General features: G+C 34.5%; 23 protein-coding genes. 6 read left to right on the forward strand and 17 right to left on the reverse strand.

Annotated features, from left to right (window positions below; translation table 11 throughout):
- Positions 1–115 precede the first annotated feature (115 nt).
- The gene (locus tag CN692_RS11775; RefSeq protein WP_098119356.1) at positions 116–1,582 is read right to left on the reverse strand and encodes a protein adenylyltransferase SelO; all 1,467 of its coding nucleotides are present in this window, start codon (positions 1,580–1,582) and stop codon (positions 116–118) included.
- Between the two features lie 185 nt (positions 1,583–1,767).
- On the reverse strand, positions 1,768–4,293 hold the full coding sequence (locus CN692_RS11780; RefSeq protein WP_098119357.1) for a vitamin B12-dependent ribonucleotide reductase: 2,526 nt from the start codon (positions 4,291–4,293) through the stop codon (positions 1,768–1,770).
- 366 nt (positions 4,294–4,659) lie between these two features.
- Here CN692_RS11780 and CN692_RS11785 point away from each other — a divergent pair, with 366 nt between their 5' ends.
- Positions 4,660–5,154, forward strand: a complete 495-nt coding sequence (locus CN692_RS11785; RefSeq protein WP_098119358.1) for an acyl-CoA thioesterase — start codon at positions 4,660–4,662, stop codon at positions 5,152–5,154.
- A 219-nt stretch (positions 5,155–5,373) separates the two neighbouring features.
- Here the strand turns inward: CN692_RS11785 and CN692_RS11790 are convergent, their stop codons facing one another.
- The 5 genes from CN692_RS11790 to CN692_RS11810 all read right to left on the reverse strand — a co-directional run bounded on the left by CN692_RS11790 (position 5,374) and on the right by CN692_RS11810 (position 11,285).
- Positions 5,374–6,081: a M48 family metallopeptidase gene (locus CN692_RS11790; protein WP_098119359.1), complete on the reverse strand. Its 708-nt coding sequence runs from the start codon at positions 6,079–6,081 to the stop codon at positions 5,374–5,376.
- A 120-nt stretch (positions 6,082–6,201) separates the two neighbouring features.
- Positions 6,202–7,383, reverse strand: coding sequence for a cytochrome P450 (locus tag CN692_RS11795; RefSeq protein ID WP_098119360.1), 1,182 nt, complete (start codon positions 7,381–7,383; stop codon positions 6,202–6,204).
- Between the two features lie 109 nt (positions 7,384–7,492).
- Positions 7,493–8,308, reverse strand: a complete 816-nt coding sequence (locus CN692_RS11800) for a DUF5995 family protein (RefSeq protein WP_098119361.1) — start codon at positions 8,306–8,308, stop codon at positions 7,493–7,495.
- A gap of 822 nt (positions 8,309–9,130) precedes the next feature.
- On the reverse strand, positions 9,131–10,855 hold the full coding sequence (locus CN692_RS11805) for an AAA family ATPase (RefSeq protein WP_098119362.1): 1,725 nt from the start codon (positions 10,853–10,855) through the stop codon (positions 9,131–9,133).
- Positions 10,856–10,988: 133 nt separating this feature from the next.
- The gene (locus CN692_RS11810; protein WP_098119363.1) at positions 10,989–11,285 is read right to left on the reverse strand and encodes a hypothetical protein; all 297 of its coding nucleotides are present in this window, start codon (positions 11,283–11,285) and stop codon (positions 10,989–10,991) included.
- Positions 11,286–11,650: 365 nt separating this feature from the next.
- On the opposite strand from CN692_RS11810, the gene CN692_RS11815 reads away from it, so the two are divergent.
- Complete coding sequence (locus CN692_RS11815) at positions 11,651–12,388, forward strand: hypothetical protein (RefSeq protein ID WP_098119364.1); 738 nt, start codon at positions 11,651–11,653, stop codon at positions 12,386–12,388.
- A gap of 121 nt (positions 12,389–12,509) precedes the next feature.
- On the opposite strand, the gene CN692_RS11820 is transcribed toward CN692_RS11815, so the two are convergent.
- From CN692_RS11820 to CN692_RS11860, 8 genes are all read right to left on the reverse strand, one after another.
- Complete coding sequence (locus CN692_RS11820) at positions 12,510–13,181, reverse strand: GNAT family acetyltransferase (RefSeq protein ID WP_098119365.1); 672 nt, start codon at positions 13,179–13,181, stop codon at positions 12,510–12,512.
- Between the two features lie 15 nt (positions 13,182–13,196).
- A complete protein-coding gene (locus CN692_RS11825) occupies positions 13,197–13,868 on the reverse strand; it encodes a GNAT family N-acetyltransferase (RefSeq protein WP_098119366.1) in 672 nt (223 codons plus the stop codon).
- 40 nt (positions 13,869–13,908) lie between these two features.
- A complete protein-coding gene (locus CN692_RS11830) occupies positions 13,909–14,763 on the reverse strand; it encodes a carbon-nitrogen hydrolase family protein (protein WP_098119367.1) in 855 nt (284 codons plus the stop codon).
- 108 nt (positions 14,764–14,871) lie between these two features.
- The gene (gene rpiA / locus CN692_RS11835; RefSeq protein ID WP_098119368.1) at positions 14,872–15,540 is read right to left on the reverse strand and encodes a ribose-5-phosphate isomerase RpiA; all 669 of its coding nucleotides are present in this window, start codon (positions 15,538–15,540) and stop codon (positions 14,872–14,874) included.
- A 400-nt stretch (positions 15,541–15,940) separates the two neighbouring features.
- A complete protein-coding gene (locus CN692_RS11845; RefSeq protein WP_098119370.1) occupies positions 15,941–17,290 on the reverse strand; it encodes an FAD-binding oxidoreductase in 1,350 nt (449 codons plus the stop codon).
- A 99-nt stretch (positions 17,291–17,389) separates the two neighbouring features.
- Entirely contained in the window at positions 17,390–18,721 is a 1,332-nt protein-coding gene (locus tag CN692_RS11850; protein ID WP_098119371.1) for a cytochrome P450, read from the reverse strand.
- A gap of 184 nt (positions 18,722–18,905) precedes the next feature.
- Positions 18,906–19,148: a hypothetical protein gene (locus tag CN692_RS11855; RefSeq protein ID WP_098119372.1), complete on the reverse strand. Its 243-nt coding sequence runs from the start codon at positions 19,146–19,148 to the stop codon at positions 18,906–18,908.
- A gap of 33 nt (positions 19,149–19,181) precedes the next feature.
- Complete coding sequence (locus tag CN692_RS11860; RefSeq protein WP_098119373.1) at positions 19,182–19,442, reverse strand: hypothetical protein; 261 nt, start codon at positions 19,440–19,442, stop codon at positions 19,182–19,184.
- 278 nt (positions 19,443–19,720) lie between these two features.
- On the opposite strand from CN692_RS11860, the gene CN692_RS11865 reads away from it, so the two are divergent.
- The 4 genes from CN692_RS11865 to CN692_RS11875 all read left to right on the forward strand — a co-directional run bounded on the left by CN692_RS11865 (position 19,721) and on the right by CN692_RS11875 (position 21,160).
- Positions 19,721–19,915, forward strand: a complete 195-nt coding sequence (locus CN692_RS11865; protein ID WP_098119374.1) for a hypothetical protein — start codon at positions 19,721–19,723, stop codon at positions 19,913–19,915.
- Between the two features lie 110 nt (positions 19,916–20,025).
- The gene (locus tag CN692_RS26150) at positions 20,026–20,193 is read left to right on the forward strand and encodes a hypothetical protein (RefSeq protein ID WP_179865503.1); all 168 of its coding nucleotides are present in this window, start codon (positions 20,026–20,028) and stop codon (positions 20,191–20,193) included.
- Positions 20,194–20,340: 147 nt separating this feature from the next.
- On the forward strand, positions 20,341–20,631 hold the full coding sequence (locus tag CN692_RS11870; protein WP_098119375.1) for a DUF5316 domain-containing protein: 291 nt from the start codon (positions 20,341–20,343) through the stop codon (positions 20,629–20,631).
- Positions 20,632–20,746: 115 nt separating this feature from the next.
- Positions 20,747–21,160, forward strand: a complete 414-nt coding sequence (locus CN692_RS11875) for a nucleoside 2-deoxyribosyltransferase (RefSeq protein WP_098119376.1) — start codon at positions 20,747–20,749, stop codon at positions 21,158–21,160.
- A gap of 110 nt (positions 21,161–21,270) precedes the next feature.
- Here the strand turns inward: CN692_RS11875 and CN692_RS11880 are convergent, their stop codons facing one another.
- Complete coding sequence (locus tag CN692_RS11880) at positions 21,271–22,443, reverse strand: sugar ABC transporter permease (protein WP_098119377.1); 1,173 nt, start codon at positions 22,441–22,443, stop codon at positions 21,271–21,273.
- 15 nt (positions 22,444–22,458) lie between these two features.
- Complete coding sequence (locus CN692_RS11885; RefSeq protein ID WP_098119378.1) at positions 22,459–23,973, reverse strand: ATP-binding cassette domain-containing protein; 1,515 nt, start codon at positions 23,971–23,973, stop codon at positions 22,459–22,461.
- Between the last annotated feature and the right edge of the window lie 25 nt (positions 23,974–23,998).

Genomic DNA, 23,998 nt, shown 5'->3' on the forward strand with positions numbered 1-23,998 from the left:
TACCAATATAGTAAATTTTAAAGATATATTCAAAATGTATGCTCAAATTCTTAAATGATTATAAAAAAATGCTACCTCCAAATTAAAGGTAGCACTTTTATATAGTAAAGTTTAATTAAGTTCCACAGTAAGTTTGATAAGGACGGTCCGGATCAGGTGGAAGTGAACAATAACTCACCTGTTCTTTAGACTCAACAAATGGATTAGAAAGTACTTTAACCAACTTCTCCATTACACTATAATCTCCGTCTTTAGTCGCTGCTTCTAATGCTTCTTCTACACGATGGTTTCTCGGAATGACCGTAGGGTTGTTGTCTTTCATCAGTTGAAGAGATTCTTCTTTTGATTCTGATTGTCTATTTAATCTCTCATGCCACTGCTTTTCCCATTGTTTATATTCAGCCGATTCGAATAATGGTTCATCTTTCTGCCCATATGATAATGCTCTGAACGTGTTCGTATAATCCGCTTTATTCTTTTCCATTATTTCAAGTAATTCATCAATTAATGATTTATCTTGTTCCTCTTCTTTAAATAATCCTATTTTTTTCCTCATTCCAGCTACCCAATTATCAACATAAGCAATAGGATATTCAGAAATTGCATCTTGTGCTATTTCTAGCGCCTTTTCTTGATCATCATGCAATAAAGGTATAACTGTTTCAGCAAAACGCGCCAAATTCCAACCTGCCATTTTTGGTTGATTACCGTATGCGTATCGACCACGGAGATCAATTGAACTAAAAACCGTTGCAGGATCATACGTATCCATGAATGCGCATGGACCATAGTCAATTGTTTCTCCACTAATTGTCATATTGTCAGTGTTCATTACTCCATGAATAAAGCCAACCATTTGCCATTTGATAATTAATGAAACCTGCCTTTTAATAACTCCCTTTAACAATAAAAGATAACGATTCGGATCATCACTTTTTATTTCTGGATAATGCCTTTGGATCGTATAATCAGCAAGTTCTTTTAATTCATTTACACTGCCCCATCTTGAAACATACTGGAACGTACCTACACGAATATGACTAGCAGCAATCCGAGTCATGATTGCACCTGGTAGTCTAGTATCACGCTGAATCCGTTCACCTGTCGTTACTACCGCTAGGCTCCGTGTTGTAGGAATCCCTAAGGCGTGCATTGCCTCACTAATTATATATTCCCTTAGCATCGGCCCAAGTGCTGCACGACCATCTCCACCTCTTGAATAAGGCGTTCTACCTGACCCTTTAAGTTGTACATCATATCGCTCATTGTTCGGAGTAATCTGTTCGCCTAACAATAATGCTCTTCCGTCCCCAAGCATATTAAAATGAGCAAACTGATGACCTGCGTACGCTTGAGCAAGCGGTAATCCACCTTCTGGAATTTGATTCCCAGCAAAAACATTTACACTTTCTTCGTTTTGAAGAGCTTGAACATCTAAACCAAGAGATTCTGCTAACGGCTTATTTAAAACAACTAATTCTGGTGAACTGACTGGATTTAAGTCTTGAATAGCAAAAAAGAATTCTGGTAGCTTTGAATAACTATTGTCAAAATTCCATCCTGCTCCATTTCCCTGTGTCATCTAATCCCCCTTTTCCATATTTTTCTTCATTATATTCTCTCTACATATATCAAAAAAACCATAGATTGACTATGATTTTGCTTCACAATCCATATCTCGATTTAGTGTCTACCATACAATTCAATCTATTCACTGAGTAAAAAAGTATGAAAAAAAGAAGCCTCAATTGGCTTCTTTTTCCATACCTATATTCCACACTTTAGCTGTACTTGACAGTTATCACATGTATTGCAACCACCATGCTCAACTACAGTACCAACCAAGCAGATTGGACAAGTATCTCCGTTTTCTACACCTACATTACCTGTTTTCGTTGGAGATATTTGATCTTGATGATTTTGCGTATCAACATTTTCAACCGCTTCTAGTTCTACAGTTGTAAAATCATTTTCTTCGTTTGTTAGTGAAAGCACTTGAGCGTCACGAGATCCATCTACATAAACCGTTCCGCCTTTCGCGCCACCTTTATGCAATCTTTCATATACTTTCGCTACTTGTTCAACAGTGTAACCTTTAGGAGCATTAACCGTTTTACTGATTGAAGAATCAATCCATCTTTGGATAATACATTGAACATCCGCATGAGCTTCTGGAGAAAGGTCCATCGTTCCAACAAATTGTTCTGGTAAATGTTCAATCATCTCATAAACATTTTCTTCCGTTACTTCATAACCATTAGCTTCTAACCACTCTAACGCGATATCTGCTACGACTGGTATGAATTTACCTAGACGTCCTGAACGGAAGTATACGAAATTGAAATAAGGTTCAAGCCCTGTACTAACATTCATCATCGTTCCAGTGCTTCCAGTAGGAGCGATTGTTAATAAGTGGGAGTTACGAATACCATTTTCTAATACAGCTTCACGAATTTCTTCAGGCATTTTTTTCATATATCCTGAGTTAATAAAACGTTCTCTTCCATCTTCAAATGTTGATAAGAAAGGAAATTCACCTTTTTCTTTCGCTAACTCAATTGAAGTTTCATAAGCAGCAGTAGCAATTGCTTCAAAAAGTTGATCGACAAGCTTGTTTCCAGCTTCAGAGCCATATACTAAACCACAACGAATTAATAAATCGTGTAATCCCATTACCCCTAAACCGATACGTCGTTCTCCTTGTGCTTGCTTCGTGTTCTCTTCTAAGAAATACGGAGTTGCATCAATTACGTTATCTTGCATTCTCGTCCCGATTTGAACAGTTCGTTTTAACTTTTCCCAGTTAACTTTACCATTTTCAGTCATTTCCGCTAAGTTAACTGCTGCTAAATTACAAACCGAGAATGGAGCTAGTGGTTGCTCTCCACAAGGGTTTGTTGCAACTACTTTTTGACCATACGATACAGCATTTGTCATTTTGTTTGCATTATCTAAGAAGAAGATACCAGGCTCCGCAGAATAAGTAGCACACACATTAATTAAATCCCAAAGCTCTTTTGCTTTTATTGTGTTGTATGTTTTTACACCGTATCCACGCGCTGCCCATTCACGTACATCTCCACATTCCTGCCATTCTTGATCATAAATTAATCGCATTTCATCATCATAATTTTCTAAATCTGGGAATTGAAGCTTGTATTCTCCGTCATTTTCAACAGCTTCCATAAAGTCATCAGTTAAACAAACAGATATATTTGCACCTGTTAAAAACTCAGGGTTATGAACTGAATATTTACCGCCATCTTTAAGAAGTTCTTTTGCTTGCTCTACTTCAGGTGTATCCAACTTTCCGTCATTTGTTGCAAGTTGAATTAAAGCTTCAAAAGCAGCCTTTTCAGTTGTACTAATTTGCTCAAACTTTAATTTACGCTCTACTTCTTCACGAATTAATTTCGATTTTGTTGTTTGCGCTATATAACGTAAAACCTTTGGATTCTGGTTCTTCGATACGATGAATTCTACGATATCAGGATGATTTACATTCATCATAATCATTTGTGCCCCACGTCTTGAACCACCTTGAATAACTAAGTTTGTTAGTTCAGATAAATCGTGTAACCAAGAAACTGATCCACTTGATCGTCCGTTCACACTATATACAATTGTATCTCTTGGACGTAAAGTTGATCCGTTCGTCCCTACGCCACCACCACGTGACATAATTTCCATTACCTTCTTACGGTGTTCACCAATCCCATCGCGAGAATCGTGAATATGAGGCATAACATAACAGTTAAAAAATGTAGTCGAAGCCCCTGTGCCCGCACCAGCCAACACACGTCCCGCTGGTACAAATGTTTTGTTCGCTAAAATTTCATAAAACATATCTTTTACATCGGAGAATTTTTCTGGAGTTTCTGCAGATGCAAGTCCACGTGCTACACGGTCTGCAATTTGTTCATAGAAGATTTCAAGTGGCTTGTCGACTTTATTAAATGCAACTGTAATCATTGCCCCATCCTCAAATTGAGAATCTAATTGAACAGTTACTTCTTCATTATTATAGTCAATTGCAATTACTTCACCATATCCACGACGAGGAAACTTTGGATCATCCTTATATGTTAAAACAACTAAGTCACCTGTTCCTAAAGTTTTAAGCTTAATATCTTTAAATGCATATCGATCTAACATAACCGTTCTAGATACACCTTTAAATGTCGTTTTATGCATTTCAGGATTAATAGGTGTAATCATTGGAAAATGCATTATGTCTTTGTTTAATTTCTGTATATTCGCAGGTAATTCAGCATCAATTATTGTATTTATCATCACCTGTTCCTCCTCGTATAGATTATATCGATTTTACCATATATCGATATATAGGTGTTCACTTTCATCATAACACCCATATGTAGTATTTATCCCGTCTCAACAAGATATAAATATACCGACTTAAGAAGTAAAAGTCAATGTAAACGACCCAAATAAACTTATTTAAATTTGCACATTTCCCCACAAATTTCATTGACAAATTTACTTTTAACTAAGCGATGTTAAATAGCATCTTTAAGAATTGAGGATTAATAAGCATTCTGCAGTTGGAAGACCATAATTGTATTTTTTTAAATAAAGTTTGATAATTTCTCCAATAAATAGTGTACAATTTATAGAAAATTAAAGAATGGGGAAAAACATATGGTAACTTGTAAAGAAACAAGAGTCATTAGAACAAATTTGGTTTTACCAAATGATGTAAATAGTCACAATACTTTGTTCGGTGGAAAACTGATGAATGACTTAGATATAATCGGAAGTATTTCCGCAATGAAATTCTGTAGATCATCAATTGTAACTGCTTCTACAGATTCAGTAGATTTTCTTCACCCGATCACGATGAAAGATTCTGTAGCATTCGAAAGTTATGTAACTTGGACTGGTACCTCATCATTCGAAGTTTTCGTTAAAGTAACTGCAGAAAACTTAAAAACAGGTGAAGAAAAAATCGCAGCAACTGCCTTTTTAACTTTTGTTGCCTTGGATCAAGACGGAAGTTTAATTAAAGTTCCACAAATTATTCCGGAAACTGAAGAAGAAAAATTCTTATACGAAGGCGGAGAAGATCGCGCTAAAATCCGTAAAAATAGAAGACTAAAAAGTAAGGAATTAGCTGACTTTTTATATAAGAAATAAAGAAAACGGTTGGATCTAGTTGTTATTTGGAAATGGCGAACACTTTGTGTACTTTATTGATAAAGCTGTGAACTTTGTTGATAAAGCATTGGTTTTTTTTGATATAGTACTGATTTTTGTTGATATATCGGATTTTTTGTTGATAAGATGGTTGGCAAACTTTTAAAAAAATGGGACGACAAAAGTCGTCCCATTTTAAATAAGAAATTTAGACTACTACTATACAGTCATTTTCCAACTAGATAACGCTAACCAATTTTCTCTTTCTTTATAATCAGGAATTATTTTACCTACTAGTCTCCAAAACGAACGATCATGATTCATATGAATGAGATGACACATTTCATGAACGACTACGTAGTCAATTACTTGTTGTGGAGCCATAGCTAGCTTCCAATTAAACGTTAATTGCCTTTTTGAATCACAAGTCCCCCAGTTCGTTTTACTATCAGTAATACGAATGGAAGAAGGTTTCACTTTAAAATTACTTTGATACTTTTTGATACTCTTTTCAACGATTGCTTTACATTGCTGATAATAAAACCGTTTAAGTGCCTGTTGTATTCGTTCATCATCTAGCTGTTTTACAATAATATTTAGACAATCTTTTTTTAAAACCACTTGATCTTGCTGAATACTTTCATCGTGCGAAATTTGAATAGGATATGAGCTTCCTAAATAAAGAAATGTCTCGCCGAATTCATATGCCCTTTCCTTTGGACCTCGAAGTCGCTCCTTCATTTCATTTGCTTTCTGAAGAATCAACTCCCAATTAATTTCTAATACTTCAATGACCTTTTTGTCTGGAGTATCTTTAGGAGCTTGAACCTCAACATTCCCATAAGAGTCTATATAAATACCAATTGATTTCCTCTTTTTATAAAGCACATTAAAACTAATTGTCTCTCCTAAGTATGTATGTATCATTTGATCACCTATCGTTTACTTTTCATCCTAAATCTATCTAATTATATAATATAACAGAAGAAGTTTAATTTTTTAAATAGTAAATACAACACTCTTGTTAACGAGTATTGTCTTAAATTTTTAGCCTATAGTAACTGGTAGCTCTTTATACCCATATACAAATGTACTTGAAATGATAGTAAGCTCTCTCGTTTTATCCAATTTCATATTTGGTAAAGTTTTTAGCATTTCTGTAATACAAATATTCGCCTCTAGTTTTGCAAGCTGCGATCCTAAACAAAAGTGCACGCCCGAACCAAATGATAGATAATTATTTGGAGAGCGATTAACATCAAAGTTCTCAGGTCTGGTAAATACAGTTTCGTCTCTATTTGCTGAACCGATCCATGCCAAAACTTCTTGCCCTTTTTTAAGATTTATTCCATTAAAATTCATATCTTCGGTGACAAAGCGATTCATGCTATGTACAGGAGAACGGTAACGGAGTGATTCTTCAATAACAGCAGAAACCAATGAATGATCTTTGTATACTTGATCCAGTACATTTGGATGCTCAAACAACGTAAGCATTGTATTACCAATTAGATTAGTAGTGGTTTCATTACCTGCAACGAGTAGAAGGAAGCAAAAGCTTAATAGTTCTTCAACTGATAATTTCTCACCATCTACTTCTGCAGCAATTAAAGTAGACACTAAATCATTTTTAGGATCATCACGCCTTTTTTCAACTATTTGATAAAAATAGTTTCGTAAGTCTTGTATCGCTTTACCTTGTTTTGCCTTCAACTCATTCATTTCATCAGGAGAGAGAGTTTGAGTACCCGATACTACAATATTAGACCATTCCTTAAATTTTTCACGATCTTCACTTGGTACTCCGAGCATTTCAGAAATGACAATAACAGGGAGTGGAAAAGCAATATCCGCAACAATATCAATCTCACATTTTCCCTTTAGTGATGCTAATAATTCATTTGTAAGAGCTTTAATTCTTGGAGAGAGTGCTTGAATTGCTTTAGGAGTAAATGCTTGGCTTACAATATTACGATATCTTCGGTGGGTTGGAGGATCCAAGCTTAGTAATGTTGGAAATGATCCATTTCTATTTGAGCTGAATTGCTTATAGTTTTGTAAGACCTTTTGGACATCCTTATAGCAAAATACGTCCCAACAATTTCGATCCGGATCAAAAGAAATAGGAGAGTTTTCTCGCATCCTTTTAAACCAATTGTGAGGTAAATCTGTTTCAACTAATCCTCTTGGGCGAACTAGAAGTCCATAGCTTTTTTGACGTTCCTCCAAATTTATTCACTCCTTTAATATGTACTGATTACACAATTGCTTCAAATAACGATACAATTTATGCAATCGAAATTTCTTCTATGAAGGTCTAAAAATGACAATCCTTATCTTACAATTGAATAGCATCTGTTGTTGCAGTTTCAAATCGATTATGATTTAAAAGATCTAAATTTCTTTCAATATTTTTAGATTCACGTAAACGAATTGCCCACAAGCCAGTCTTTAGCATCCAACCACTTGGCTTTGCTACCATGTTGCCAATCGATGAAACTTCATTATCATGTAATTTAATTAGCCCCTCCCACTCTGCCTCTTTGGCTCCTGCAAGCTTTTTTGCAAAATCCCAAGCATAATTCCGTGATTTCTCTAAGCTGAAATTTATAATCGCCTTAGAAGCCTTTGGATCAATACGGTCTAAAAAACCAATCCATGGCGATATTCGATCCATGTCATCCCTTACCTCGTCCACTAAAGATGCCAATATACGATTTATATTCATAAAGTCATTGTAGAGAGATGAAATATCAGTATTTCGGCATACCATTGCAGCTGCTACCCCTAAATCCAAATTAATATGTGCGTTAATACCGAGTAATAAATTCTGTAGCAAAATAGATTTACGGCCCTCCGCTTGTCGAAACGCTAACTGCCAGCTAAGGCTACAAGCGTCACCATTTAAATAATTTTTGAGTGCTTTTAAATAGAAATTTGCAAAATTTACATCCAGACTTTCCATTCTTGCACCATCTTCAAATTGATCTGCTAAAATCCCTTCTTTTACTTTAATAGTAACCATCCGATATAAAGAAGCAAAATATCCTAGTTTACTTTTTGTTTGATTACTCATAGAAATAATCTCATCTAATTGATTAATTACTTCGTCGATTGTATTTGCGTTTCCTAGCTTGTTTGAAAGACTGTCCATTACTCACTCTCCTATCTATTGTGACAAGTATGCTATTTAAGATTTGTTAATCAATATGCTTATGGGATTGAAAAGATACTTTTAATTGTGAGGACTTTATTTTGATTCAGTTTATCTATTGAGAATTCCTTTATTTTGGGTGGTGACACTTTGTGGAGGTTCGTGCTTAAAGTGCAGAAGTTCGTTCATAAATCGTTTTGTGCATAAAGTGCAGAGTTTTGTTCATAAGTAACTGTTTTTGTGCGTAAAGCAATGGTTTTTGTGCATAACGCAGTGAGTTTTGTGCGTAAAACGCTAGAACTCATTTTGCTTGTTAAATTAAAGCCAAATTAGTGCTTCAAAATCCGAACGCTCTGTGAACATTGTTGATAAAGTTGTGAACTTCGTTGATATATTGCTAGTACTCGTTGATATATTGCTATTATCCGTTGATATATTGCTAATACTCGTTGATATCTCACTATCCTCTGTTGATATCTGACTAAAACTCCTTAATAATCACCATCCTCTGTTGATATCTGACTAAAACTCCTTAATAATCACCTTCCCCTGCTGATATCTGACTAAAATTCCTTAATAATCACCTTCCCCTGTTGATATCTGACTAAAACTCCTTAATAATCACCATCTCCTGTAATATATAGCCAGAACTCATTTAAATCTCACCACTCACTATTAATCGTTCGCTAAAATTCGTCGATATCGTACTTAGGTCAGTAGCACTTTTCCACAATCCAAGAAATAACGTAAAAAATCCACAAGGAAATTAATTACCTTGTGGGTTCACTTATTTATATAGTCACTCTGACCTCAATCGCAAATTTACTCGCTTTCAGGTAACTGATCAAAGTCCTTTAACAATCTTTGAATATTCTTCTCGTAATAACTTCCCACCGTTACAATAGGAGGCTCAGGACGAGTGCGGTCATATATGCTTTCGTATATATCTTCAATTTCTTCACCTGTTAAGTCTCCTCTTTTTAGAAGCTCTTGTGCAATTGAATGTACGAATTCAGCGTGGTCTTTTACAAGTTTTTTGACTTGGTTCATTTGATCCATTAGAAGAAGATTGATTTTAGGTCGAAGAGCTCTTAGACCTTCTGCTTGTGAGCCTAATGCATTCCAGCTGAAAAGTTCATCTCCCATACCGACTAGGCCTAGATATGCACCACCAAGAAGTGTAGCTTGTTGTAGGTCAGAAGTAACGCCGTTTAATTTTTTGTGTAGAAATTCTTCTTCTACTGCTCTAGCCGCTAAACAAACTTGGATCGCTGCGAGAATCTCACTATCGCTTCGGTTGTATCTTTCTTTTGTTGGCTTAGTTGCTGCTAGACCTAGAGCGTCACCTCTACGAATAATTGTGACTTTCCATACTCGATCATGTGGTTTTAGTAAATATTGAGCAACCGCGTGACCTGCTTCGTGGTAAGCTACATTCGTCTTTTCGTCTTCACTCATGGATCTAAGTGGCTGTTTAAGTCCCCACTCATAAGTCTCCATTGCATCCCTAAAGTCAGTATAATTTGTAAGCACTGCGCCTCGCTGATGAGCGATTACGACAGACTCATTCACAATATGTTTAATCTGTGCTGGGCTGTAGCCAATTGTATCAAGTGCAGCCCGCTCTGGTGTTAGAGTATCGTCACTTTTCACTTTTTTAAGATAATATTGGAAAACGTCGATTCTTCCGTCATAATCTGGAGCATCTACCCAGAGCTTTCGGTCAAATCGACCTGGTCGAAGTAACGCTTGATCAAGTACATCAGGTAAATTTGTAGCTGCAATCGTCAGAACCGCTGGACGATCTGCTTTCTTTTTCCGCAACCCAAGTGAGCGAAGCAATTTAGCAATTTTAGAATTATCAATATTTGGAGGATCCAATTGTAATAACAACTCATTTAATAAACCAGTGCCCATTCCCATACCGAACATTCCCCCGCCACCAGCTGCACCTCCGCCTTGGCGAGACATTCCGATTGCATCGACCTCATCTATAAAAATAATACACGACCCGTAAATTTTAGCTAACTTTCTAGCCTTTTGGTATATTCTCATTACCTTTAAATTCCCTACGCCAAAGAACATGTTTTGAAAACTTGGTGCCGAAGCATAAACAAAAGGTACTTGAGCTTCATTGGCAATTACTTGAGCAAGATAGGACTTCCCTGTACCAGGAGGACCACAAAGCAGCAATCCACGTATTACCTCTCCACCCATCTCCTTAAATGTTTTAACACCTTTCAATAGCGTCACGATTCGTTTTGCATTTTCAACAATCTCAGGGTTTCCACGATAATCATCCCACGTCGCACCAGTTTCACCAGGTAATATCCAATAAGTACGTCCCCTAGCTAAAAACCAGAAAATTGCTACAAACTGTATAATCACAAACAGTATCCCAAAGAGCAACTGGAATAATAAACTTGCGATTGATATTGCTACACGCCAATAAGTTGGTCCCCCTTCTGTAAGCACAGTACCAATAATTACAATAACTGCTAACCAAATAATAAATCTTCGCCATTTTATCCATTGATATTTCTTCATAAACATGACTTCCTTTTAGGGAATTTTTTGAATATCCTATGAAGTTATCAGCCCATTGGTGCCTATAAATTTATGTATAAAAAAACTATATTTTGAAAATAAGAAAGCCCTCTATTGAGAGGGCTTTCAATACTTATTGAAATTTACTAAAAATGTCTTTCAAATACTTAATAACAACTGCGATTCCACAGATAAAATAAAATGTAATTAGAATCCAACCAGAAGGATCAAGTGAATACATCGATATTAAAAACTGCAATGGGAATACAAAGTAAAGAATATCTTTTAAATATCCTAGTATAAAAGAAGTATCGAATGAACCTTTCCAGAAAGAACGAATAAATGCTACTAAAAAATCAAGAATTAATAATCCCATAACCGCCCATAAAGTATATAGCATCCAATCCGCAAGTCCGAAACCTAAATCCATAAATTATCACCACCTTACATCATACTATTCAAAGATAATAGGCTGGTGATACAAATTAACTTAATTTTCAGATAACATTTTTAAATCGTTATAAAGTCATTTGGATAGGTCTTTATCCTTGTATTTAACATATTAATTTAATAAGAGATTCAGATGAAAGTAAGTTAAATTCCCACTTTATATTGATCGGCAGTTACTCTTTTACTAAAATTTATATTTAAAAATAGCCAGACCACTATTTAATCCATACTTCCTAGAAGAGCATTTTTCTAACTACACGTTAGCCCAACTAAATAAACCCAAGTTCCCCCATCTATTCCTGAACATAAAATATTAGAAAAAAATAAAGAAAGGGAGAAATAGTAGTGGGATTATTTATTAATAAGAATGAACACCCTGATGTTTTTAAAAACAATGAAAAAATTCAAATAGCAAATCAAGGGCTTGTTCGGCATAATTATTTAGCTGAACTAATGGAAGAGCAACAAAAGAATAACATGAACTTAGAAAAATCAATTTCTGATTTGAAGCCCCATTATGAACAATTAGAAGAATTGCAAACAAACCAATGGAATCATGTTATAAATCAAATAAATAGTCTCATAGTTAGTAACCATGAGCGCGAAAAATTCGATAGCGCAATGATTCAACGGTTACAAATATTAGACGCAAATGAAAGTCTAGAGAAACAAACGCTTATTGATCAAATGATTAGTTTAAATAAAGCGTATACAGATTTAACAAAACGTTTAGAAAAAAGTGAATCTGATAACCAAACTCTTTCCTTACAATTAAATCAGTTAATCGAAAAACAGAATGAAGTGGCTCATAGTTTACTTCAGCAAGAAGAATTTCAACATGGGGTTTTAGATCGACTTGATACACAAGAGGCGTTACTGGAAAGAGTCTCTCACCAACTCAACAATATCCGTTCTATTATATTTGAACGAGCAAGTTATTTAACGACAAAGATTGAAGATAGCTATAAACTCACTTCTGATTATATTTACAAGCTAATAAAAGGTTCCGAAAAAAACAAAACCTATACTACTTCAGTGAATAATAAAAAAGAGGAAAAAGAAAAACAAAAACAGTCAGATTAAAGATTACGATAAAAGCATTGTTCGACATTTATTAAGTCTACTAAATAGAACATTAAAAAAGCTTCTCGACATGTCTATGTATAGACTTGATCGACAAGCTTTTTTTGGTGGCTAAATGTTATTAGAAATACACTAATGCAGTTTTTTCTTTTTTTTCTAAGTTTTCAATCATTGAATACCATGAATCTGGTCTATTTGATAATACTGTGTAATAACGCTTCAGAAATTTTACGATTAAGCTTGATGGCAGTTCATTTGTTTCTTCGTTCATCGGAAGGAAACATAAATCAAGTCCTGTGACAGCCTCACCATCGTTATTCCATGATGGGTGAACATAATCAAAATCTAGTCGCTTATAGCCTAGGTGAGCTAATACTTCACGTCTTACATACGGGTCCATTGGTTTAACGCCGCCAAACTCATAGTGTTCTACTTTATAAGGATTATATATTTCAGCAAACATGCCAGATAACTTCTTATTATTCTCAGCTGCTAACGTTTGTAAATCTACTAATCTATTTTGTGCTAAATATGTACCGATTCCTAAACCGGCTTGTCCAATTATTGTAAAATCAGTCATGGCAACATTAAAATCCTCATAATAGCGATATTCTGTAGCGCCAACAACTTTATCTTCATGGACTGCAACAAAAACACGAATTCCTGGATCCTCCAAGGGTTCTTTCCAAAGATCAAATTCTAATACTTCTTCTGGAGGAAATACATCTTGCATTAGCTGATGCATTTGTTTAAATAATGGGTCATTAATATTCGTAATTCTTCTATATTCCATTTTCTTAATCTCCTTTTAATTAGAATGTATAAATGGATTTCTCCATTCCATTAGAGTCCCGTAATTACATGATTCATTATCTTCTAAATAATTAGCTACAACCTTAACAGGCATGCGACCGCATCGTAGTAAAAAGCTAATCACGGGATCTTTTAAATCACCTTTAACTACAGCATCTACATATTGTTCTGGTGACAGATTATTTTCGACTTTATGGTAGCCTGGCATTCTTCCTCCACCTAGTAATCTTTCCAAACCTAGGTGAACGACAACTTCATACATTGCAAACATTAGCCACTTGCCTAAACCTAATTTCCGGTAAGTTGGTCTGACGCCTATATCAACAACATATAAGGTATTCCCATTCGGATTATGGGTACGAATATAGCCATTATCTGTAACCTCTTCCCATGAATGGTCCGGTTGTTGAGGATTAAAATCGACGCGCAAACCAGTCATGGAACCAGCCATTTGACCATTTACTTCGATGCATAACGCGCCTTGCGAAAAGAGAGTCACATGATTTTTTAGCTGTTCTTCATTCCACCATAACTCTGATGGAAATGGCGGTGGAAAGCTTTCTTGTTGAATGCGAATTAAATCTGCAAAGTCATTCTCATTATAATTTCGGATTACTACTGGGACTGGTTTGTCTTGTTCGAAAACAAAAAATTCTTTTCGATACATGTTGAATCCTCTTTTCTCTTTAAGAGTAAACTTATTCAAATTACCAATCTGGATAAAGATCTGTTCGTCTGTCACGCCATGTTGTAACAGATCCCTTTTCACGAACTTTATATAATAAATCTAAATTAAGATCAGCTGTCACAATCATATCCTGATTAATTTCACCTTCCACCATAATGCCTTTCGGAGGAAACGGAATATCATTAGGAGTAATCACTGCTGCCTGACCAAAATTTGCACGCATAAAATCAACGGTTGGAAGTGAACCGACCGTACCCGTATTGACGACATATACTTGATTTTCGATTGCTCTTGCATGGCATGTATAACGTACTCGATGGAATCCATGACGATCGTCTGTGCATGATGGACAGAAAATAACATCTGCACCTTTTGCCTTTGCCATTCGAACGATTTCCGGAAACTCAATATCATAGCAAGTTAGCATAGCAACCGTACCCTTATCTGTCTCGAAAACCTCTAAGCCATCCCCTGTACTCATATTCCATTCATTAACCTCAGTTGGCGTCATATGAAGCTTTGCCTGCTCACCAATACGACCATCTGGATAAAACAAATGTGCAACATTTAATAGTCGATCCCCTTTACGGATTACATGAGTTCCTCCAATAATATGGACATTGTATTGTTTAGCCATCTTAATAAATAAAGAGCGATATTGCTCCGTAAAGCTAGGTAAATCTTGAATCGTTAACGCTTCACCTTTTTCATTACCTATAGACATAAGCTGAGTCGTAAAAAATTCCGGAAAAATGATAAAATCCGCTTCAAATTCCTCTGCAGTTTTAATATAATGCTCTACTTGATTTTCAAACTCTTCAAAGGAGTTAATTGTGTGAAGATGATATTGAACAGCCGAAACTCTCAATTGCATGGAATCCCCCTCTTCCTATTTATTCTTTTAATCCTATTATTAGGTAAATAGAAAGAAGGGGCAAGTATATACTTTTTCATTTCATTGAGTGCGATAATTTACTATGTACTATTTACTTAATAATATTACATTCTTATCTTTGTCCAAGGTAATAACAAGATCGGTCATACCAACAAATAATCCATTTTCTACCACACCAGGTATTAAGTTAAGCTCTCTTTCTATTATTTCAGATTGAACGTTATTAGGTATATTGCAGTCAAAAATATAGTTTCCATTATCCGTAATAAACGGTGTCGTTCCATTTAAACGAATTTCAGGGCATAAACCAATTGCTCTAATCTGTTTCATAGTCATTTCCATTCCAAATGGAATAACTTCTACCGGAAGTCGGAACTTACCTAATTTCACTACCATCTTATTTGGATCGGCAACTACTAAAAATGTTTTAGCTGCCTTCGCAATGATTTTCTCTCTTAAAAGCGCGCCTCCTCCTCCTTTAATTAGCTCCAAGTCTGGATTAATTTCATCTGCCCCATCTATCGCAATATCAATTTGCTCAATTTCACTAAAACTTGTGAGTTGGATTCCAACCTCTTTAGCAAGCTTTTCCGTCTGAACAGAGGTTGCAATACCCTTTATATTTAGTCCGTCTTTAACTAATTGCCCTAGCTTTTTTATCGTATAAAAAACGGTCGATCCCGTACCCAATCCAACGATCATACCATCTTTTACATACTCTACTGCCTTTTCACCTACAATTTGTTTATCCTTCATTTTGACACCTTCTATTTAATAGTTTTACTTCTTAATTTAGTATAAGTCATAAAAGAGAATTTCATTTTTGTATAAAAAAGAATAACTAATGATAAATAAGAAAAACTAATTAAAATAAAAAATACTTTTGTAAGGTGAAAAACATATGGATTATCCTAGTTTTGTGCTTAAGTTTTGCATTATTATAATGGTTTTACCTATAACTTTGGCGTGTTGTTATTTTGGTTATGTAGATAAAAACTATCAAATCGTTATATTCGGTTTTGGGTACTTATTTTTAGCAGGAATATTGAATTATATTATCTTTATTAATGGAAATAAGAAACAGAATTAGACATAAATAATAACCGACCAAATTAACAAATCTTATCGGTCGGTTATGTATTTGCATGTGTTCAGTTCAAAACCAAAAATTTAATGGTGGAATGCTTTGTGGAAAATTAAATAGATTGTATGGATCATATTCTCGTTTCACGATTCTAAGACGCTGTAAATTTCCACCATAATATGCCGTTGGCCAGTTTCTAATAAATCGATCAGGCCAATTCACATAGTCACCAGTAGTGTAACTTGATAAAGCACTCCTTAACTCTTCTACCCATCGAATATGACTTCTTTCTTCTTCAGGTGTGCTCCAATTAGAAAGATACTCTTGAGCAATAATGGCATCCCTGTAATAGTACGCCGTTTCATCTGGTCTTATCCGTTTTACTGCTCCACCAAGAGATTGATGCCAAATGCTAGATGTTTCATTTGGTGTATTTTCTAGAAAACTTTTCATTATTAAGATTGCTCTCTTTGGAAAAGTTTTATTAAGAAAAGATCCTGATCTCTTTTTAAGAGCAGGTATGTTACCACTTGGATCGTCAAAGAAGTGAACAGCTTCAATATAAGGAACTTCCTTTATATCCACTTTTATAGGTGATCCGGTTTCTGTTAGTGGTTGGAGCAGTTCTCTTAATTTCGATACCGGGCCTACAAATTCACCTTGAGCAATAATTTGATTTACTTCCTTTGATTTAAATTCAATTTCTGAAGTTAATTTGTTGTCCGTACTAATTGCCCAATTTTGCCATGCTTCAAAAACAGCTTCAAAATCTTCCCACTCCCATATAATTGAAAAGATTGATACGTTTGAAATTGGATGCACTTTAAATTTAAGAGACGTTACGATGCCAAAATTCCCTCCGCCACCGCCACGACAAGCCCAAAATAGATCACTATTTTGTTTCTTATTTGCCCTAATGATTTTAGCTTTTCCCTTTCCATTCGATACAGCTATTTCTACTTCAAGCAAATTATCACATGTAAGTCCATACAATCGTGACAGCATTCCAATGCCCCCACCAAGTGTAAGACCAACAAGACCAACACTGCTTTCTGTTCCTGCTGGAATTGTCGTACCATTTTCCCAAAGTATATTATAAACTTTCCCTAAATCAGCCCCGGCTTGTATTTTAGCCGTCATTTTTTTGCAATCAACAGTAACTGTATTCATCTCGCTAACATCTATTACAAGCCCACCATTTACGAGTGAAAAATTTTCATAGCTATGCCTGCCGCTTCTGACTCTAAATGGCATATTATTTTCCTTCACCCAATTCAAAGCATTTAATACATCACGCTTATTTTGACAAAATACGATTATTTTAGGAAATTTTGGATTGTTTAAAGTATTGTTTGTTCTGGCCTGTTCATAGTCCGCATCATCCTGTGTAACAATCCGGCCAGTAAGTCTTGTCTTTTCCAAGTAATATAACCCCTTCCAAAAATACGGTATAGAGAATGTTATATTCTATGAGAAAACCTAGGAAAAGACACTTACATAGCTATAGGTACTTTATTCTGCTTATTTTCTCTTTTTTACAATCATTCGAAGTCCATTTTTAGGGCGAAGTGTAATAAGCGGTTCTGTCTCTACTTTATGATGATTTGGTGCTAGTTCAATAGAAAAATGCTGCACAATGGTTGCTAATACTAAAGTTGCTTCCATTATTGCAAAATGATTCCCGATACAAACACGTGGTCCACCACCAAAAGGAAAGTACGCAAACTCAGGTACACCTTCTACCTTTCCATTTTTAAAGCGCTCTGGGATAAACTCCACTGCATTTTGGAAATACTTATCGGAATGTTGCATAATATATGAGCTCATCATAACAGTTTCCCCTTTATGAATTCTGTAATCTCCAATACTAACATCCTCTACAGCTTTCCTACTTATAAGCCATGCAGGAGGATAAAGACGCATACTTTCCCAAATAATTTGCTGTGTATAAATTAAATCTTTCATCGAATGATAATTTGCACGTCTTTTTCCAAGAACACGATCTACTTCTTCATATAATAATTTAGCTTTATTAGGATGCTGAGTTAAAAGATAAAGACACCATGATAATGCATTTGCTGTTGTTTCATGACCTGCTAGGAATATTGTCATTGCTTCATCTCTTAATTGTTGATTAGTCATTCCCTGTTTTGACTCTTCGTCTCTTGCTCGCATTAACAGTCCAAGTAAATCATCCTTAGTATCCGAGTTATTTCTTTTTTCAATAATTTCATATAGTACCTTATCTATCGCTTTAATAGCCTCCGTTAAGGATTTATTTTTTGGTGTGTTCAACAAAAGAGGCGTTTTTAATACAGACCGGATTCTCTTCGTCGCTATATCCATAATAATATCGAAATGCCGCCCAACTCGGTCATGCCCTTGTTTCATATCCATACTAAACATCGTTTTAGCAATAATCGCTAATGTAAGCTCCATCATATCTCTACTAATTAGACGCTCTTCTCCGTCATTCCAAGAACGAATAAACTCCTCGGTGATCATCGTCATATCCTCTGCATAGGATTGTATATGTTGCTTCGTAAACGAAGGTTGAATTAAACGACGCTGGCGCATATGTACTTCATCCTCACTTGTTAATAAACCCTCTCCAAGTAAGGTTTTCATCTCCTGAAATGGTTTTGATTTATGAAAGGAATTTTGTTTCGTTACTAATACTTCTCTTATGAGATCTGGATCTAATAGCAAATTCATTTTACGATGAGCAAATCGAAAAGAAACAATTGTTTCATGGTTTGTATAAAGATCAATTAAAAACTGTAAAGGATCTTTCCGAAATTCATTCAAATGCCCTAAAGGTGAATAAGAAGCCAACCCTTTAACTTCAAGCATAAAACTCACTCCATTCAAGAAGGATTAATCGAAAGATATTCTATTATATTAGGTGAAGGAGGAAGCTCATGCTTTTATATTTTGATATTCAAATAATTAAAATTTAAAATTAAAACATTGTTTTGAAATAAAAAAAGAATGCCTAATTAGACATTCTTAGTAAACTTATATTCTATCTTTACAACTATTTCTCTTTCAATTGAGATTCCTTATATTTCTTCTCATCACTCTTAACAATCTTTATGATTACTAGACTACTTAAGATGATTAATGTTGGTATTCCTTCAATAATAAAGAATCCAGCCCAAAAAGCCCACCATGGGGCACTTGGATCATCTGTTGACATGCCCCCAATAAAGTAAGCCACAGGTAATGCTAAAATGAAAAATATTGTTCCAATTGTAAGTAATACTTTCCCAAAGAACATGTTGCTTTACTCCTTTTCCACCCATACCAAAAACTATTTTGTAATCGGAGACTTTTCTTTTTCCCAATTTGTAGGTCCTTCATTATTTGGTAAAAACTTTCTCCAATATTCTCCGGTTTCTTTGTTGAAAATAATCACATTATTATCGTTAACTGGAATCATTTCAAATTTGTATTCTTTCGAAATTTTGGATGGTTCGTTTTTATTATTTGAAAATGTCAGCTGTATGAAAAATCCTAAAATCGCACAACCAATAATAATTGATGCTCCTATAATTGCTGAATTGCCTTTCATATACTCCACTCCATTTTACAAAATTTAACATTATATTCGTTTCTTAACTATTCTAGAAAACAATTGTTTTTCCTCTTTTCGTTATACATTCACCCTTTGCAAAAGACAATCCAATTTTAAAAATAGGCTCTGTTAGCGTAGATTGTTGAAATTCTTATGCAACTAAATGACAGTCTAGTTTAATAGAAAACTAACTTTCAAAAAAATATTAATTACAAAATATTCCAATTTATTTTATACTAAAATTAGAAATTACTAATTTAAAGGAGATTATTATAATGTCTGAAGAGCTAAATAAAGAAATTCTAAAAGAATTAAAAGCGCTGAATTCTAAACTTGAAAGTTTAAATGATGAACGAAATAAAGGTTTATCGACTTTTGGCAAGTTTGTTGCAATTTTTCTTGGTTTTGGATTGGTTGGTCCATTAGTTTCTTATATCATGATCCCTTTAATTATCAAAATGTTTAATTGACACATATACTCTTATTCAACTAAAGCATTGCGCTAGTTCAATACGTATTATCATGGGAAGTTAATTTGATAATTGAATAAAAAGGTGTTTAGTTAAAAAGGAGAAATTAAATGGTTGAAACATATGGAATTACATTATTATACATAATCGGTTTAGTTGTTTTAAACTTAAAACTAAAAAACCAAAAATATAGATGGGTTATTACGACTGTATTTTTAATAGCATTTGGATACCCTTTATCCTTTTTATGGAGAATTATTCTTGAAATAGGTAATTGAAACACATGCTATAGTAAACAACGTTTAAGCTGCTTCGGTAGCTTTTTTTTATTTAAGTAAACGCCAGTATAGTTTAATAAGAAAAGGACTTTATTAATAAACATTGAATAAAATTATATATGGATTAAATTGGAAGAGGAGAAATCTATGAAATATTTCTATTTTGGTATCATACTTTCAATAATTGGGGTTTTGGTCTCTTTATTCATATTTGGAATTAATAACGCATCACTAATTACAGGAGCAACTGGAGTTGTGTTTATTATGTTATCAATGTTATTTTCAGGTTCACTGGTTAGTGGTGATCGAATGCGTGCAAATTATTCATCTGAATCAAAAGAAGATAGACGTGGGCGACTTGAAACAACTATAAGATTAGCTTTAATAGGATTTCCAAACATAATCGTTTCATTATTATTTTACTGGCTGTCCAACTAACAAATGCGATTCTTCAATAAGAAGATCGCTTTTTTTATTCAATAAAATGGCAGATTAGTCTAATAAGTGTAATTCGAATTTATGATAAAATTTAGAATAAAATGGAGGGGAATTAATGAAGTTTTATCTTGCATCAAGTCTTAAAAATATTGAATTGGTTAGGTATGTTAGTAAAATTTTAATAGAAAAAGGATTCATTAATACATATGATTGGACAACAAATGAAAACGTTGCAACACTTGAAGAACTAAAAGTAATAGGTCAAGAAGAGAAGGAAGCTGTAATGAAAGCTGATTTTGTAGTTGTTTTGTTTCCAGCAGGAAAAGGAAGCCATATTGAATTAGGTCTCGCTCTTGGAAGTGGCAAAAAAGTCTATTTATATTCACCAAACAAAGAAGTAGATAACTTTGAAACTACGAGTACATTTTACCATTTGCCTGAAATCGAAAAATGCTTCGGTACAATAGAGGATTTAGTGGCAAGTATAGAGTCTAAATCAAAAAAAATATGTAACTCAAGCATGCTTTAGTCCAATTCTAATTACTCAACATTTTTCCAACTCAAAATCAACATCAAACTTAACAGAACCATAAAATAAAAAAACAGAAACAAGTCATAGACCGTTTCTGTTTTTCATCATTATTTCCCTTTATTACGTGTCATTACGTCAAACACTACTGCAAGAACAAGAACTGCGCCTCGGATGACGTATTGGTATGAAATATCGATACCCATTAAGTTCATACCGCTTGTTAATGAAGCCATAACGAATGCACCAATGATTGTACCTGTTACTTTACCAACACCACCTGCAGCAGAAACACCACCTACATAAGCTGCAGCAATAGCGTCTAACTCAAACATTGTACCTGCCTGGGGAGAAGCAGATGCAAGTCGAGCTGTAAATAATACGCCTGATAATGCCGCAAGCATACTCATTGAACCAAATACGATGTAAGTGATTTTCTTTACGCTAATACCACTTAGCTGTGCAGCTTCAGGGTTCCCACCAACTGCATAGATGTGGCGTCCTAAAGGAGTTCTTGTTGTAATAAAATGATAAACTGCTACAACAATAAGCATGATGACAGCAGTCCAAGAAATTCCTTGATAGCCTGCAAGAATATAGGAAATGTAACCAATGATACCGGAAATAAATAATAATTTTATGATTTGCATTGGCATTGAAAGTACTTCAAAACCATATTTTATGTTTACACTTCGCTTTTTAAAGTCACTCCATATGAAAAGAATAATAGAGATCGCACCAATTAATAGTGTTGATAAGTGTAAGCCATTCAAATCTCCTAAACTAGGAATATAGCCATTTCCAATCGCTTTAAAGCTTTCGTTAGCTACGATGATCGTACCAGTTTTAACAAGAGACATTAGTAACAGTCCCTTGAATATTAACATTCCAGCTAGTGAAACTACGAATGATGGTATTCCTAAATTAGCAACAAAGAATCCATTAATTAAGCCAATAACAGCACCAAATACTAGAACTGCGATGATTGAGATCCAGACTGGCAAGCCGTGTGTTAGAAATAGAGCAACTACTGCTCCTAGAAAACCTGCAACGAATCCAACTGAAAGGTCAATATGACGTATGACGATTACTAGTGTCATCCCTACAGCAAGGACTGCTACATAACCTGTCATATTAATTAAATCACTTAAGTTACGAGATGACATAAATAGTCCATCTGTATTTAAAGTAAATACTAACATTATTACTGCAAGAGCAATATACATTCCATATTCACGGATGTTTTTTCTTAATAACATGCCTGCTTCTTGAAAAAAGTTCATTTTATTCAACCTCTCTTAAACGGTAGCTAGAGCCATAACGCTCTCTTGAGTTGCTTCTTCTCTTGATAATTCCCCGGTTATTTTACCTTCTGCCATAACATAAATTCGGTCACTCATACCAAGGACTTCTGGAAGTTCAGAGGAAATCATGATAATGCTCATGCCTTGCTCAACCAGTAGATTCATAAAGCTATAGATTTCAAATTTTGCACCTACGTCTATTCCACGTGTTGGTTCATCTAGAATAAGTACATTCGGATTTGTAAATAACCATTTACTCAATGATACTTTTTGCTGATTACCACCACTTAATTTTCCGACGATTGAAGTGATTGAAGGAGCTTTAATGTTTAGCTTATTTAAGTAATCATTAGCAACGACAATTTCTTCATGTTGATTAATCACACTTGATTTGGAAATTTCGAATAAATTCGTAATTGAAATATTGTTTTTAATATCTTGTTCAAGGATTAATCCATCGCCTTTACGATCCTCTGTTACATAGGCTATACCAGATTTTATTGCATCTTTTGGATGTTTAAAGCGCTTCGCTTCACCTTTTACTAATACAGAACCATCAAGTTTGAATTTTGTTGGATTTCCAAAAATACTTTTCGCTAATTCTGTTCGTCCAGACCCCATCAATCCAGCAATCCCTATAATTTCACCTTTTCGAACATTTAGATTGATATCATGAAGAATCTTTCGACCTAATTTTGGATCGTATACATTCCAGTCTTTTAATTCTAATGAAACTTCACCAAACTTCTGGTTCGGACGTTTCGGATAAATATCGTCAATCTCACGACCAACCATATGTTTAATAATTGTGTTTTCGGTGATTTCTTCTTTATTTAAAGAACAAATTGTTTTCCCATCGCGAAGTACTGTAACAGTATCTGCAATAGCAATTACTTCTTTAAGCTTATGCGAAATCATAATACAAGAAATGCCTTGATTCTTTAACTCTTCCATTAAGAAAAGTAGATTTTCACTATCATCTTCATTTAAAGCAGCTGTAGGTTCGTCAAGAATAAGCAATTTAACATCTTTACAAAGTGCTTTAGCGATCTCAACAAGTTGCTGTTTCCCTACACCTAATTCTTTTATTTGCACGTCTGGATTTACATCCAATTTTACTTTTTTTAGCATTTCGATTGCTTTTACAATCGTTTCATTGAAATCTACAGTGATTCCCTTTTTAATTTCATGTCCGATAAAAATATTTTCGTAAACGGACAACTCCGGAAAAAGAGATAATTCCTGATAGATAATTCCAATTCCCTTTTTTTCACTATCACTTATTTTTGAAAACTTTTGAACTTCGTCTCCAAAAACAATATCACCTGTATATGTTCCAAAAGGATAAATACCACTTAATACTTTCATTAAGGTTGATTTTCCAGCACCGTTTTCACCAACTAAGCAATGTATTTCACCTTTTTTAACTTTGAAGTTAACATCGCTTAATGCTTTAACGCCTGGAAACTCTTTTGAGATATTTCTCATCTCCAAAATATATTCACTCATATGATCCGTCTCCCGAATTTGCCAT

It is taken from the genome of Bacillus sp. AFS002410, from assembly GCF_002556365.1.
Classification (GTDB): Bacteria; Bacillota; Bacilli; order Bacillales; family Bacillaceae_G; genus Gottfriedia.